Annotated in this window: 14 protein-coding genes; 2 read left to right on the top strand and 12 right to left on the bottom strand. The window is 59.9% G+C overall.

All coding sequences use genetic code 11. The features are described 5' to 3' along the window. Positions 1 to 32: 32 nt before the first annotated feature. From MESAU_RS04670 to MESAU_RS04615, 12 genes are all read right to left on the bottom strand, one after another. Positions 33 to 644 carry an alpha-ketoglutarate-dependent dioxygenase AlkB family protein gene (locus MESAU_RS04670; protein WP_015314903.1) on the bottom strand — a complete coding sequence of 204 codons (612 nt, stop codon included), beginning with the start codon at positions 642 to 644 and terminating at the stop codon, positions 33 to 35. Between the two features lie 176 nt (positions 645 to 820). After that, on the bottom strand, positions 821 to 2113 hold the full coding sequence (gene glyA / locus MESAU_RS04665; RefSeq protein ID WP_015314902.1) for a serine hydroxymethyltransferase: 1293 nt from the start codon (positions 2111 to 2113) through the stop codon (positions 821 to 823). Positions 2114 to 2170: 57 nt separating this feature from the next. After that, the gene (locus MESAU_RS04660; RefSeq protein ID WP_015314901.1) at positions 2171 to 3130 is read right to left on the bottom strand and encodes a 2-hydroxyacid dehydrogenase; all 960 of its coding nucleotides are present in this window, start codon (positions 3128 to 3130) and stop codon (positions 2171 to 2173) included. A gap of 9 nt (positions 3131 to 3139) precedes the next feature. After that, positions 3140 to 4342 (bottom strand): aminotransferase class V-fold PLP-dependent enzyme, encoded by a 1203-nt coding sequence (locus tag MESAU_RS04655; protein ID WP_015314900.1) that lies wholly within the window; start codon positions 4340 to 4342, stop codon positions 3140 to 3142. After that, positions 4339 to 5241 (bottom strand): methylenetetrahydrofolate reductase, encoded by a 903-nt coding sequence (locus tag MESAU_RS04650; RefSeq protein ID WP_015314899.1) that lies wholly within the window; start codon positions 5239 to 5241, stop codon positions 4339 to 4341. The genes MESAU_RS04655 and MESAU_RS04650 overlap by 4 nt, the downstream gene beginning before the upstream one ends. Positions 5242 to 5343: 102 nt before the next feature. Further along, the gene (locus MESAU_RS04645; RefSeq protein WP_015314898.1) at positions 5344 to 6600 is read right to left on the bottom strand and encodes an aminomethyl transferase family protein; all 1257 of its coding nucleotides are present in this window, start codon (positions 6598 to 6600) and stop codon (positions 5344 to 5346) included. 63 nt (positions 6601 to 6663) lie between these two features. After that, positions 6664 to 7596 carry an ABC transporter permease gene (locus tag MESAU_RS04640; protein WP_015314897.1) on the bottom strand — a complete coding sequence of 311 codons (933 nt, stop codon included), beginning with the start codon at positions 7594 to 7596 and terminating at the stop codon, positions 6664 to 6666. After that, positions 7593 to 8660, bottom strand: coding sequence for an ABC transporter permease (locus MESAU_RS04635; protein WP_015314896.1), 1068 nt, complete (start codon positions 8658 to 8660; stop codon positions 7593 to 7595). The genes MESAU_RS04640 and MESAU_RS04635 overlap by 4 nt, the downstream gene beginning before the upstream one ends. Beyond that, positions 8657 to 10192 carry an ABC transporter ATP-binding protein gene (locus tag MESAU_RS04630; protein WP_015314895.1) on the bottom strand — a complete coding sequence of 512 codons (1536 nt, stop codon included), beginning with the start codon at positions 10190 to 10192 and terminating at the stop codon, positions 8657 to 8659. Before MESAU_RS04630 ends, MESAU_RS04635 begins: the two co-directional genes overlap by 4 nt. Before the next feature lie 72 nt (positions 10193 to 10264). Beyond that, positions 10265 to 11296: a BMP family lipoprotein gene (locus MESAU_RS04625; RefSeq protein ID WP_015314894.1), complete on the bottom strand. Its 1032-nt coding sequence runs from the start codon at positions 11294 to 11296 to the stop codon at positions 10265 to 10267. Between the two features lie 109 nt (positions 11297 to 11405). Further along, on the bottom strand, positions 11406 to 12431 hold the full coding sequence (add, locus tag MESAU_RS04620; RefSeq protein WP_015314893.1) for an adenosine deaminase: 1026 nt from the start codon (positions 12429 to 12431) through the stop codon (positions 11406 to 11408). A 13-nt stretch (positions 12432 to 12444) separates the two neighbouring features. After that, a complete protein-coding gene (locus MESAU_RS04615) occupies positions 12445 to 12639 on the bottom strand; it encodes a hypothetical protein (protein WP_041163284.1) in 195 nt (64 codons plus the stop codon). Between the two features lie 571 nt (positions 12640 to 13210). On the opposite strand from MESAU_RS04615, the gene MESAU_RS04605 reads away from it, so the two are divergent. Beyond that, a complete protein-coding gene (locus MESAU_RS04605) occupies positions 13211 to 13933 on the top strand; it encodes a LuxR family transcriptional regulator (protein WP_167331107.1) in 723 nt (240 codons plus the stop codon). Between the two features lie 223 nt (positions 13934 to 14156). Continuing rightward, the gene (locus tag MESAU_RS04600) at positions 14157 to 14795 is read left to right on the top strand and encodes an acyl-homoserine-lactone synthase (protein WP_015314890.1); all 639 of its coding nucleotides are present in this window, start codon (positions 14157 to 14159) and stop codon (positions 14793 to 14795) included. Positions 14796 to 14816 lie beyond the last annotated feature (21 nt).

Genomic DNA, 14816 nt, shown 5'->3' with positions numbered 1-14816 from the left:
GCTCACACTTTTCCTGGAATTGCTCTAGCTGGTCAGGGATTGACCCGGCGCAGCGTCAGGTTGATGCGGCCGCCATTTTTCAAGAGCGCCGAGGTCGACGGGTAAATCCGGTCAACGCCATGGAAGCAGAGCCGCCCCTCGCCGCCGAGCACGACGACATCACCGCTTTTCAGACGGAAGGATTTGGTGCCGCCATCGCGCGTGGTCGGTCCGACCCGGAACAGGCAGTCGTCGCCGAGCGAGACTGACACCACCGGCGCCGAAAGATCGGCTTCGTCGCGATCCTGGTGCAGGCCCATTTTGGCGTCCTGCCCATAGAAATTGACCAGGCAAGCCTCCGGCGGATGCGGATAGGCGGAGACCTCCTGCCACAGTTGCATGAGCGCATCGGGGATCGCCGGCCATGGCTCGCCGGTCAGCGGGTGCGTCAGCTGATAGCGATATCCCAGTTCCTTGTCGGTGACCCAGCCGAGCGAGCCGCAATTGGTCATGCGTACGCTCATCTCCTTACCAGTGCGCGGCATGGCCGGCACGAACAGCGGCGCGCCTTGCACGACAACCCTGACCTCTTCGACCAGCGCTTCCTGCGCCGCGCGGGACAGATAGGAGGGCATATGGCGGACGCCTTTGGGCAGAACGAGCATGGTTTTGGGCTAGCCTGATTGATCTCGACGACAATGCCATCGCCAACCGAAAACAGCGACCCGAAAGCCGCCGACACCCTTCGATCTAGACTAGATGGCGGGCGCCATGGTCAAGGGCGCCCTTCAAGGTTATTAACCCCTCTCACGGAAAGCGCAGCCCCGTATGTTCAGGCTCCTCATGTCGTCCGCGCCTGGGTCAACGATGCCTTGGCCTGGTAGATCGGGAATGCCTCGCAAAGCTCCTCGACCGACCGGCGAGCCGCCTTCTCCTGTTCGACGCCCCACTGCGTTCCGACTGCGTCAAGGACATCGGCTATGAGATTGCCGACACGGGCGAACTCCCCTTCTCCGAAACCGCGTGTCGTGGCGGCCGGGGTGCCGAGACGAATGCCGGAGGTGACGGCAGGCGGCGCCGGATCGAAGGGAATGCCGTTCTTATTGCAGGTCAGTCCTGCCCTGCCCAACGCCTCCTCCGCATCCTTGCCAGACAGGCCCTTGCCGCGCAGGTCGACCAGCAGCAAATGCGTATCGGTTCCGCCGGAGACAATGTCGAACCCGCGTTCGCCCAGCATTGCGGCCAGCATTCTGGCATTCGCCACCATTTGCCGGGCATAGGTCTTGAACCCGTCCTCCAAGGCCTCACCCAAGGCAACAGCCTTGGCAGCTATTACATGCATTAACGGACCGCCCTGCAGGCCGGGGAACACCGCCGAATTCAGCTTCTTGGCAAGATCCGGATTGTTGGTCAGGATCATGCCGCCGCGTGGGCCCCGCAAAGTCTTGTGTGTCGTCGTGGTCACGACATCGGCAAGCTCTACCGGGTTGGGATGAACGCCGCCGGCGACCAGGCCGGCAAAATGCGCCATATCCACCATCAGCAGCGCGCCGACTGAATTCGCGATTGCACGGAATCGGGTAAAATCGATCGTGCGCGGATAGGCGGAGCCGCCCGCGATGATCAGCTTCGGCCGGTGTTCGAGTGCCTTTGCCTGAACCTCATCGTAGTCGATAAGGCTGGTCTCCTGCATGACGCCGTACTGGACCGCGTTAAACCATTTGCCGGAGAGCGTGGGCTTAGCGCCATGGGTCAGATGCCCGCCTGCCGACAGCGACAAACCCATGAAGGTGTCGCCGGGCTTCAGCACCGCCATCATCACGGCAGCATTGGCCTGTGCCCCGGAGTGGGGTTGCACATTCGCGTAGCTGGCACCAAAGAGCTGCTTGGCGCGCTCGATCGCCGCCACTTCGGCAAGATCCACGTACTGGCAGCCACCATAGTAGCGGTGGCCCGGATAACCTTCAGCATATTTGTTGGTCATCACCGATCCTTGCGCCGCAAGCACGGCCGGCGAAACGATGTTCTCCGACGCGATCAGCTCAATCTCGGATTGCTGTCGGTGTTGTTCAAGACGAATGGCCTTTAGGATCTGCTCGTCGCCCTCGAGGGTTCTTTCGAAAAAATCAGACATGGTATCTCCTCTGCCGCCGCTGGGACGACGATCTCAGTTTTGCGTTCGGGCGTTACGTCAGGAAACTAGGTCGGGTGGACGACGTCCCTCGAAAAAGGCGGTCAGGTTCTCGATCACCTTCATGCCCATCGCCACGCGGGTTTCCGAGGTGGCGCTGCCGAGATGCGGCAGCAACACGACGTTCTCCCGTTCGCGCAGCGCTTTCGGCACGTTCGGCTCATGCTCGAACACATCCAGTCCAGCTCCAGCAATCTGTCCCTGTTCAAGTGCGGAGATGAGCGCGGCCTCATCAACCACGTCGCCGCGCGCTGTGTTGATCAGGATGGCCGATCTCATCATCAGGCCGAGACGACGCTCATTGACCAGGTGAATGTTTTGGCCGCCGCCTGGGCAATGCAGCGAAACGAAATCCGCCTCTTCAAAAACTTGATCGACCTTGGATATGCGGAGCGCCGGAAAATCCTGCAAATCGCCCGCGAAATCGTCGTGGTAGATCACCTTCATGCCGAAGCCGAAGTGACAACGCCGCGCCACGGCCTGGCCAATGCGGCCCATGCCGATAATGCCTATGGTCTTGCCGGTGACTTGCGTGCCGCACAGATGCGTGGGGCGCCATCCAGACCATTTGCCAGCTCGCAATTCGCGTTCGCCTTCGCCGGCGCGGCGGGCACACATCAAAAGCAGCGTTACCGCAAGGTCGGCAGTCGCGTCCGTCAAGACGCCCGGCGTGTTGGTGACGGCGATCTCCGCGGCTTTCGCCGCTTCGATGTCGATGTGATTGAAGCCGACGCCGAAATTGCCGAGAATTTTCGCTCTCGATCCCCCTGCAAACAGGTCGGCGCCGAGCCTGTCAGAGACAGTTGGCAAAACGGCGTCCGCCTGCTCCAACGCTAGCCTCAACCCATTTTGGTCGAGAGGCCTGTCATTTTCGTTGAATGTCGCATCGAACTGGCTTGCCAGCTTTGCTTCCACCTGGCGCGGCCATCGGCGGGTGAGGATCACTTTTGGCTTGCTCATCGGTTTTCCTTATGCGGCCCGGGTGGCGGTGGCAGGGGAGGATGCGACCTGCTGGCGATACCATTCCTGTGCCGCCGCGACACCCGAGCCGCTCTCGATCCTGGCTCCGGCATCGCTCAACGACATTTCCGCGGAGGCCAGAGCAGCCAGACACATCACTTCGTTGAGGTCGCCGAGATGCCCGATGCGGAAAACCTTACCCGCCAGCCGGCTAAGGCCAGTACCAAATGACGTGCGATATCTAGAATAGCCGTTTGCGATCACAGCCCTTGCGTCTACGTCGGCCGGAACCAAAATTGCCGAGACTGTATCCGACCACCACTTTTCTTCGGCAGCACATAAATTCAGCCCCCACGCGTGAACGCCACGCCTGACGCCTTCAGCCAGGCGCGTATGGCGCGCGAAGACGTTTTCCAGGCCCTCGGCAAACAACAGGTCGAGCGAGGCGCGCATGCCTAGAAGCAGTTGGGTGGGCGGTGTATACGGAAAATAGCCCGTCTTGCTGGCCGCGCCCATGTCCTCGAAACTGAAATAGCAGCGCGGCATGCGCGAGCCCTTATGCGCTTCCATGGCCTTGGCGCTGACCGCCAGGATGCCAAGACCGGCAGGCAGCATTAGGCCTTTCTGCGATCCGGTGACAGCGAGATCGACGCCCCATTCGTCCATGCGGAAATCGATCGAGGCTATCGAGCTAACACCGTCGACGAAGAGCAGCGCATGGTGGCCGGCAGCTTCAAGGGCACGGCGCACGCCCGCCACATCCGAGGTCACCCCGGTCGCGGTTTCGTTGTGCGTTACGAAGACGGCCTTGATCGCTCCGTGCTTGTCACGCTCCAAGTGAGCGGCGTACGCGTCAACTGGGGCGCCCTCGCCCCATTCGACGTCGATGACTTCAACATCGAGGCCGAGGCGTTGAGCCATGTCGACCCAGAGGTGCGAGAATTGCCCGAAGCGCGACATCAGTACCTTGTCACCGGCATTCAGCGTGTTGGTGATCGCAGCCTCCCAGGCGCCGGTGCCTGAACCCGGGAAAATGAAGATCGACGCGCTTGCGGTCTTGAAGACTTTCTTCAAATCCGCCATCAGGGGAAGCGTCAGCTCCGGAAAGTCCGGGGCCCGCATATCCTGCATCGGCACGTTCATCGCGCGACGGACGGCGTCGGGAATGTTGGTCGGGCCTGGCACGAACAGATGTGCGTTTCCGTTTCTCATCGACTTTCTCCTATGTGGTGGGTGGGGTGCACGTCTGTGCTCAGCTGATGTTCCGCGACCCAGGCAAGGGTCTTTTCCCAGCCGCCGAAGGGATAGAAATGCAGGTGAAACGATCCCAAGGGTCGATGCGCTTCGATGGCGTCGATAATGTCGCCCGGGTTCTTGTCGGCTAGTATGTTGAAAAGGCCTGCAGCGGAGCGCCGCAACATTGCGAGCGAAGGCCCGACGCCGCACAACATGCCGAATTTTATGAGCTTGGCGAGCGAGGTGACGCCAGCAAGTCCGATATGGATCGCCAGGTCCGGATAATTGCGCTGGATTTCTGCTGTCCAAAGGCCGATCGCACCGCCATCGAAGGCGAATTGCGAAACCAGCCGCGGCTGTAACCCACGTTCCCCACAAATCGCGATCTTCTGTGCCAGCGCGGCGGTCAACGCATTTGCGGGGATCGCCGGATGGCCTTCCGGGTAGCCGCCGATGAACGCGGTCCGGATCGTGCTATCGGCCAGCACGGGATGGGAAAGCAGTGCTGCAGCATTTTCGAGCGGCCCTCTCGCCTGAAGCGGATTGCCGCCGACAAAGAGCGCCTCTCTGACCCCATTGCGGCTATGTGCCAGGACGAGGTCGCGGAAATCCCGCTCGGTGGCGAAATGCCTTGCACCGATATGTGGAACCGGGATGAAGCCGGCCTCCAGCAGCTGTTTAGCAGCCCCGACCTGGAGGGCTATAGGCTTGCCTTCGAGATGCGTGAGAAAAACTCTCGACCCGAACGGAAACGCGGATGCTGTAGGTCTGAACGCAGCTACCTGCGCGGGAGCAAGTTCTATCGAGATATCTCGTCGGACCAAGCCGGCCGAGGCTGCCGGCTTTGGCGCCGGGCAGAGTTTGGGTTCAGGCACTTTGGGCTCCTTGATTCCTAAGCGGCAGCCGCGCCGCCGGCGAAATTGAAAATGCTGCTATTTTCGTGGCGAATGACCGCGGCTTGGAGGGGCGAACCGCCTTCAGCCCTTGGATCGTTTGATTTCCACGAAAGGGAGGGGAACGATCGTGGCCTTCACCATGTCGAGCACGGCTCCCTCATCGTCTGTCAGCTCGACCTCAATGGTCGAGCCGGCAGATGAAAGCCGTTCGGGGACGAAACCGAAGCTGATCGCCTGCCGCTGTGTCGCGCTATAGGCAAGGCTCGATGCGCGGCCGACCAGCTCGCCGTCCTTGAATGCTCGCATTGAGCCCCAGAAGACGCGAGACAAAGCTGTTCCGCAGGCACTCTTTTCGGCTGCAATCCTCAACAGTTCTACCGCATCGTATCGCAGGCCAACAAAGCACCGCCTCGGCTCGTCCGACGCTTTCGCAGCCTTTAGTGCGTCCCGGCCGACGAAGTCACTGTCAAGATTGACCAGTCGCCCAAGTCCAGCCTCGAACGGCGTTATGTGACGATCGTTTGCAGCATCGACGCGCGCCGTGGCCAGGTCGACATCTGCCGCATCGTAGTCAGACGATATCAAGATCAGACCAGCCTCGATCCGCGCCACTTCGACCGCGTATTCCCCCGCGCAAACGACGCCGAATATCTGGCCGGCAGCTTGGAGGTGGCGCCAGACCGCCACTCCGCCGTTTTTCGGAACCCACAGTTCGAAGCCACGCTCACCAGTGAAACCTTGCCGCGCGACGAAGACATCAACGCCGGCCACTTTGGCTCGACCGATCTGCGAAAATTTCAGACCGGACCAATCCTGGCCGGTCGCTGCCCCCAGAAGGTCAAACGATTTCGGCCCCTGCAACGAAAGAATGCCGTAGTCGTCCGAAGCGCTGCGGATCTCGACCTGCAGACCGTCGGCGTGGCTGGCGAACCATGCGTGGCTGCTTCCGCCCGATATCATGAACCTGTCGGCCTCCAGTCTAAAGACAAGGCCGTCGCCGACGATGAGACCATCGTGATTGCACCACGGAGTGTACATGACCTGATTGACTTCAAGCCGGCGCATATCGCGCGTCATCAACCGGTCGATCAGCTCATGGGCGTCGGGTCCACGCACTTCCATTTTCGCGATAGGCGACATGTCTATCATGGCGACCGCGTTGCGGATCGCGGCGAGCTCTCGAGGCATGCTCGTGTAGACATCAGGAACGATGTATTTGTCCCAGGCAAACCACCAGGGCGTTCTCATCTCGCCGCTGGTCGCCGCATGGAACGGTGTCCCGCGAGCGGCGGTTTCGTCAGCTCGAGCTTCTGTAGTCTCGGCAATGTTCAGCATCATCTGGTCCCTCGTTCTTGGCCCATGTTTTAGGGGGGTGGGAAATCAGAATTCAAAATTGTTGAGCTAGCTTCTTTTGTATGGCACGCCGAGTTGGCCTGGCTGGCTACTACGGAAGCGTACGCCCATCAGAAGCACGACCGATGCGAGGTAGGGCAGCGCTAGCAACAACTGGCGCGGGACTGGTGTGCCAAGCACCTGCAAGTGCATGGCAAGCGAATCCAGGATGGCGAAAGCCGTGACCGCAATCAGCACACCCTTCGGTTTCCAATTGCCGGCAATCAGCGCCACCACGACGATCCAACCTCGGCCGGCCGTGAAATCTGCAACGAAGCGGTCGGAAAGACCGAGCATAAGGAAGCCGCCGCCGAGCCCCGTCATAGCGCTGCCGGCCATCACGGCCGCGAACTGGCGGGCAGTCACACTGAGACCCTTGACGTCGAGGGCCTTGGGGTTTTCGCCCAGGCAGCGCAGTTCCAGCCCATAACGACTGCGGTAGAGTAGGAACCAAACCGTGGGCACGGCGAGGAACGCGACATAGGTCAGCAAGCGCTGTGAAAACAATATTGGCCCTAGAAAGGGGATGTCGGAGAGAAAGGGGACTGCGATATCCTGAAAGCTTGCAAACTTGGGCTGCGCCCGTCCCTGGACGTAGCTCTGAAACCAATAGAGGGTCAGACCGCTGACAAGGAGGTTCAATCCGAGGCCCGCGATGAAATGGTCTACACGCAAAGTCGCGGTCATGAAGGCGAAGATCAGGCCCATAAGGGCGCCGGCGAAGATTGCGGCAAGGACCGCAAGCCAGAGCGACCCCGTCCACGTCGCCGCGATGTAAGCGGTGAACGCCCCCATCAACATCGTGCCCTCCACACCCATGTTCCAGATGCCGGCACGTTGTGTGATCAGCTCGCCCATGGCGGAAAACAACAACGGCGTCATGGCGCGGATGGTCGCGGCAAGAATGCTTACGATGATCGCTTCCTGGAACAGCTGGCTCATTGAACGGCTACCTTCACGACGCGGTAGCGCGCCAGGACGCCTGCGCAAAGAAAGAAGAAAAGGGTGATGCCCTGGATGGCGGGCACTAGTGATCCGGGCACATCGCCCAGCACGCGCATATAGACTGCGCCGCTCGCCAGCCCACCGAAGAACAACCCCGCCAGCACCGTTCCGAGTGGCCTGAGACCACCTATCATACCTACGATGATGCCCGTGTAGCCAAGCCCGACGAGATTGTCGGCACGCAGCCGATGCGCTACGCCAAAAAGCTCGATGGCGCCGGCAAGTGCCGCCAACGCGCCGCTCGTCATCAATACGATGAAAACGGTGCGACCGATGTTGACGCCCTTGTGACGCAGCGCAACTGGATTGTAGCCGAGGCCTCGGATCTCAAGGCCAAGCGGTGTTCGGGATATAACAATCGAGCAGATGGTGGCGGCTATAAACGGCAGGATAACGCCTGCATGCAGCACCCTGCTGCCGAAGAGAGCCGGAAGAAAGTCATCGCCAGATAACATCGGCGACTGCTGGTAGGAGACGGTGCCGCCGCTCTCGCCCCAAGGCCCCCCTTCCAGGAGCCAGGACAACAAATAGACTACGAGATAGTTCAGCATCAAGGTCGAGATGATCTCGTTGACGGCGAAACTGTTCCTCAGCATGGCGGCCAGCCATCCAAACAACATTCCCGCCGCCATCCCCGACAACAGTACGGCCGGGAAGAACAGGAGCGGCGGCATCCCCGCCATTAACTGTGCACCGAGATAGCCGCCCATGGCGCCAGCAAACACCTGGCCTTCCTGACCGATGCTGTACAGCTGCGCCCGGAAAGCGATCACGGTCGCTAAGCCAGTCAGAATAATCGGCGTCGCTTTGACGAGCGTTGTCGCCAGCGCCTTTGGCGAGCCGACCGCGCCCATGATGAGCGCGTCGAATACCTGGGCGATATTGGCACCGGTCGAGACAAGTAAAAGTGCCACGGCCGCGAGGCCCGCTAGAATGGCCATGGCAAAAGAGGCGGCCGTCCAAAGACTGTTCTGTTCGGATCGCTGCTCGAAGCGGATCATGCCTGGATCCTCTCCAAGCTGTGTGCGGTCTGCAGCCTTTGGCCGGCCATCATGACACCCACTTCGGCAAGGGTCGTCTGCTTGGTATCGACCACGCCCATGATCTCCCCCTTGAACATCACGGCGATGCGGTCGGCGAGCCCGAACAGATCGCTCAATTCCTCCGACGCCAGGATGATGGCGAAGCCTTCGTCGCGCTTCCTCAACAGTTGCGATTGCACATATTCGATTACGCCGACATCGAGCCCTCGTGTCGGCTGGTTGGCGAGGATCAGGCCTGACGCATTCAGGAACTCGCGGGCGATGATGATCTTCTGCGCGTTGCCACCCGACAGCTTTCCGGCAGCGACTTTTTCGTCACGCGTGGCGATCTGGTATTGGGCGATCATGTCGCGCGCCAGCCTGGCGATCGCCTTAGCGTTCATCAGTGGGCCGCTGCGATATTTCGCGCTGCGCTGCCAGCCCAGCACCAGGTTTTCGGCGACATTGAATTCCGGCACCAGACCCTCGCGGAAACGGTCGTCTGGAATGTGACCGACGCCACGATCCATCAGACAGCGTGGCGTCAGCCCGGCGATCTCCTCGTTCATCAGCCGGATCGAGCCGGTCTTGGGTTTGCGCACCCCGCACAGTACCTCGAACAGCTCCTTTTGGCCGTTTCCCGCAACCCCTGCTATGCCGAGGATTTCATGGCGCGCGACTGAAAAAGAAACGTCCTTGAGAACGGCCTCGCCCCAGAGACCAACTGCGGTCAGTTTGTTGACCGCGACCACCGTCTCGCCCGGCGTCAGTTCCTGCTTGCTGATCGTGAACGACACGTCACGGCCGACCATCAGCCGGGCGAGTTCGTCCGGAGACGTTTCGGCGGTATTGAGAGTCGCAACGACCTTGCCCTTGCGCAACACCGTGACCCGGTTGGACTGCATGACCTCGATCAGCTTGTGGGTGATGAGGATGATCGACAGGCCGCGGGCGCACATCTTGCCCATGATGTCGAACAAGATGCGCGATTCGCCCGGGGTCAGCACCGCGGTAGGCTCGTCGAGAATGAGAATCTGGGCGTCGAGATAAAGCGCTTTCAAGATTTCCACCCATTGCTGGCGACCGACCGGCAATTGCCAGACATAGGCGTCGAAATCGATGTCGAGGCCGTAGCCATCGCAGATGGCCTTCAGCTTCTGCCTGGCTTCGGCGGCGTTGAGCCGCCAACCCGAGCGCTGAGTGCCGACGATGATATTTTCGAGTACGGTGAATTCCGGCACCAACACGAAATGCTGGTGCACCATGCCGATGCCATGGCGGATCGCATCGATGGGCGAGGCGATGTGAACGGGCTTCTCCAGCACCAATATCTGCCCCTTGTCAGGGCGATAGAGGCCGAAGATGCACGATGAGAGTGTCGACTTCCCTGCCCCATTCTCGCCGAACAGGCAGTGGATCTCGCCGGGACGCAGATCGAAGTCGACGTCGTCGTTGGCGGCGACACCAGCAAAGCGCTTGGTGAGGCCTTCGACGCGCAAGGCAGTGGACATGGTAAGCTCCGAAGAAATTGGGGACGGAAGCGACCGCCTCGGCGGGCGGCGCCCCCCGTATGGTCTGTCGGGTCAGTGTGCTTTCGGATCGGACACGTCGAGCGGAACCTCAAAGGAACCAGCCATAATCTTGGCCTTGAGCGCTTCGACGTCGCCGCGGACGTCCTGCGGCAGTTTGGATTCGAGCTCCCCATAGGGGGCCATCGCCGCGCCGCCATCCTTCATCGCAAACCAATGCTTATCGGTGTTGCCGGCATAGGGCTTACCTTCGGCCTTGTGGGCCCACCAGGCGTCGATGATGTGGTTGACGTCAGGATCCCAAAGCGCCATCGCGCTCGACAGTACGGTTGACGGTGAAAGAGAGTGCTGGTCCTGGAGAGCACCGAAGCAGACGATCTTGGCTTCCTCACAGGGCTTGAAGGTATCCATCAGCTGGAAGATCAAATCGGCGCCGGTAGCGACCTGGGCGGAGGTGTAAGCCGCCGCCTTGGCTGGATCGTACCAGGACTCAATGAACGCGACGCTGCGCTCGATCTTGGGGTTGACTGCCTTGGCTCCGTCGAAAAAGGCGTTGATCTCGTCGTTGATGTCGTCGGACGGAAATGGGCCGACGGCGCCGAGCTTGTTCGACTTGGTCATCTTGCCGGCTATCGTGCCAAGCAGATAGGCTGGCTCATAGGTACGCTTGTAGACCCAGTATTGGTTGCCGCCCAGCCCCTCATTGCCGGACCCGGCGACGACGAAAAGGATATCGGGAAACTCGTCCTTGAGCTTCTTCACCTGGTCTGAATAGGAGCTGTGGGCCCAGATGATGTCGTACTGGCCGCTTTCGGCAAATACCCGCATCGCGTCCCCGGCATCGTCGCCCCAGAGTGGATCAGTGTTTTTCCACGTGATCTCAAGACCGTGCGGCTTCTTAGCTTTTACTCTCTCAAGGGCCTGGATGAGCGTGGCGTCCCAACCGCTCTCAAGACCGGCGGAAAGGATAACCGCAATGCGCAGCTTGTCGGGCTCGGTGGCTCGAGCAAGGCCAGGGCCGATGGCGATACAGGCGATAACGAGCATGGACAGAGCCGACACTCTTTTGAAGAAGGTCATGAACATAGGATACTGCCTTTCCCTCTGGGTCGTTTCTGGGTTGGATCCCAGTTTTGCTTCGTCTTTCGGTCGGCCTCTCCCGAGCCGATTTGACGTCGGTGGTTCACGCGGCGCGCTACGCTCCGGCTAATAGTTGGCCGATCTCGTTCGACCAAGCGGCACGCCAGTGGCGTTTCGTCGACTCGTCAAGCCAAGCGGCGTCGAGCGAATTGAGAGCAAGGTCAGCGAGTGTCCTGCGGTCGAGCGACATGGTTTCGGCCAGCAGCCGATATTCCTTGGCAAGGTCGGTTTGCAGCATCGGCGGATCGTCGGTGCAGACTACCAGTTTGAGCCCAGCCTCGAACATGATGCGGATTGGATGGTCGACAGCCGTGAGGTCACGCCAATGGGTCAGGATGACGGTCGAACTCGGGCACACGGTGAAGGCTACGCCTTCGTCGACGCATCGCCTGACTAGGGCCCGGTCCTCGATGACCCGATAGCCGTGGTCTATGCGCTCTACGCTGAGCAGGTCGAGCGCGTCACGCACATTGGCGGCCGGGCCGCCTTCTCCGGCATGCGAGGTCAGACGCATACCTGCTTTTTTCGCCCGCTCGTAAACCGGCTTGAACTGTGCCGGCGGAAACGGCTCCTCGTCGTAATCAAGCCCAATGCCGATCACCTTTTCCGAGCGGAACGGCAGCACCCGGTCGAGGAATTCAAAAGCACGGTCAACCGTCAGTTCGCGGTTGATGGCCGGGATCAACCGCGAAATCACGCCGAAATCGGCCTCCGCGTCGTCCATGCCCTTCAGAATGCCGGAAAACATCGTCTGGTAGTTTATGCCTGCGTCCTGATGCACCTGCGGGCTGAAGAAGAACTCGACATAGCGTCCGCCAGCATTGGCGACATGGGCGAGCGCCTCGTAGGCGATGAGGTGGAAATCGTCGGCACTGACGACGGATCGCGCCACGAGGTCGTAGATCTTGAGGAAGTCGAACAGATTGTCGTAGTGGTAAAGCTCTTCGACTTCACCGAAAGGCGGCAAGGTGACGTCATTCTTCCGTGCCAGCTTCAGAAAGGTCTCAGCCTTCACCGCTCCCGCGAGATGCAGATGCAGTTCGGCCTTCGGCAAGGCTCGTGCGAATACTTCCAGCGTCATCGGGCCGATCTCCTCACAAATCGAGCAGTCCGCCGGTATCGTTGCGGACTACCCCAAAGCCGCCTCGCGCTTGCCGACGTACGGTGATGTCCACGCCTAAAAGGCGCGCATCGAAACGGCCTAGGCCAAGCAGGTTTGACTGATCTGCAACCACGTCCCAGTCGTTGCGAAGTCTACAATCACCAGACATGACCACCACCTCCATCATGCCCTCTTTAGAGCATATCGACAATCAACTCTCCACATATTGGATACCAATCTCTTTTTTTTGCAACCCATGTTGAATTTTTTTTTTTACCAGTCATACTGACATTCGTTGCCAAAGAGGCCAGCGAACCGCCGACTCCCTCGCGGAGATGCGTTCCGCATGGCGGCTTGCCATCGCGTTGGTTTTGCCCCGGGGCGTTGCCCAGGGACAGGCCGAGACAATTCAGGTCGTCATCGACAGACTGGGGTTCACGCCGCCGACCATCACCGCCAAAGTCGGCGACCGAAACAGCAGCGCTTCATGGCGGTTGCCAGGCGGGCCAATTGAAACGGCGGCTGGGGAGATCCAGAAGACCGCCTTGCGCGAACCCTACTAGGACTTCGAACTCACCAGCTAAGTGGAACAATGGGTTGATTATGGCGCGAACGCGCTGGGTTTCTTGAGTTTGAACTACTTGCCTTGCTGATTTTTGGCGCCGCTCCTCCCAAGGCGCCCGGAGCCAGTCGGTCGCGGCGGCTGACTGGCTCCCCGCATTTGGCGGGGATTACGAAACTTTCTGAGGATGGTGTCGGTGACGGTTCTCGACCTTACTTTCCGAGACTTCGTCGATGCCCTTGAAACAGCTCATGACGAGATGGGCTTCAAAGGTGCGGCTGATCGGCTGGCCGCGCGGCTGGGTTACCGATGGTTCGCCTATCTCGGGTTTTCAGAACCTGCGCTCAAAGTGCTTTCTTCATATCCGAACTCGTGGGCACAGCAGTATGTTGAGCAGCGATACGAGGATATCGACCCTGTCGTTGGGCTGGCTCGATCATCGCAACGGTCGTTTCAATGGGATCGCCGGACCCTGGGAATAGCATCAGCCGCTCAGCAGCGCTTCTTCGCTGAGGCTGCCAAATTTGGCATTCACTGTGGAGCAACTGTTCCGATACGCGGAGGATTTGGTCGTTTCGCCGCGTTCACGCTCGCCGGCAATAGGGACGCAAGTCTCGAGCAACGTCCAACTGAGGTAATGGATATGCTGCAACTTGCCGGGCTCTATTACCATGCGCACGTCTATGCAAAACTCCAGTTGGGCTTGAACCGCCTCGCGGACATGCCGCTCACCCAACGAGAGCGGCAGTGCCTTTTCTGGGCGGCCCGCGGAAAGAAGATGCCAGAAACCGCACAAATTCTCGGCATCAGCACGCGAACGGTGGTCTTCCATCTCGAGAATGCCCGGTCGAAGCTGAGTGCGTCCACGGTGGCGCAGGCTGTCGTCGAAGCCGCGAACCGCGGCATCATCCTGTCCTGAAAACAGCTTTCGGCGCTGTGACTTGTGGGTCGCAGCGGACGTTGTAACGTTTCCGTGCGACTGTTTGCTCATCGGTCAGCGGCAGATCCTCAGATTGTCGCAGCGGCTATAGCTGCCAGGTTTACGCCAGAGCTTCCTCGCGTACGCACCCTGTAAAATCGTACAGCTACGCTGTTTGGCTCGCCGTGCTCTGTGTTTCTCGCAAACAAAGGAGCCTGCAGCCATGCACATAATTGTAGTTAGTCACCGGGACCACTATGAATTTTCCGATCTGATCGCGGGCATGCACCGCTTGCGCTATCGCGTTTTTAGAGATCGTCTAAACTGGGATGTTTCTGTTTCGGGCGATTTGGAGATCGACGCATACGACACGCTCAAGCCGACATATATCATTGCTGTCGACGACCGCGGTTCGGTGGTCGGCTGTGCGAGACTGCTGCCGACAACAGGGCCAACGATGCTAGGGAATACCTTCCCAACGCTACTTGGATCGAACCCCTCTCCGCGAAGCGCCAAGATTTTCGAAAGCTCGCGCTTCTGTGTGGATACCGGCTCTGCTGACAGCGTGAGCGCAACCGGCCTTCGCGACGTGACATTCGGCCTGCTTGCGGGGATTCTTGAATGGGGCCTAGCGAACGGCCAGGAGACTGTGGTCACGGTAACGGACGTTCGATTTGAGCGCATTTTGAGACGGGCTGGATGGCCACTGGAACGCTTTGCTCCGCCCATGCAGATTGACGACACAAAGGCGTTGGCCGGACACCTGCCAATCACTGAATCCGCGCTCATGAACGTCCGCGAGACGGGTCAGCTCCAGGGGGCCGTGCTCGCGGCTCGCTATACCCAATTGGTCGCAGCGTGACCACGGCTGCTGCTCGTTGAT

The organism is Mesorhizobium australicum WSM2073, assembly GCF_000230995.2.
Classification (GTDB): Bacteria; Pseudomonadota; Alphaproteobacteria; order Rhizobiales; family Rhizobiaceae; genus Mesorhizobium; species Mesorhizobium australicum.
This window is presented reverse-complemented; position numbering and strand designations above follow the sequence as displayed.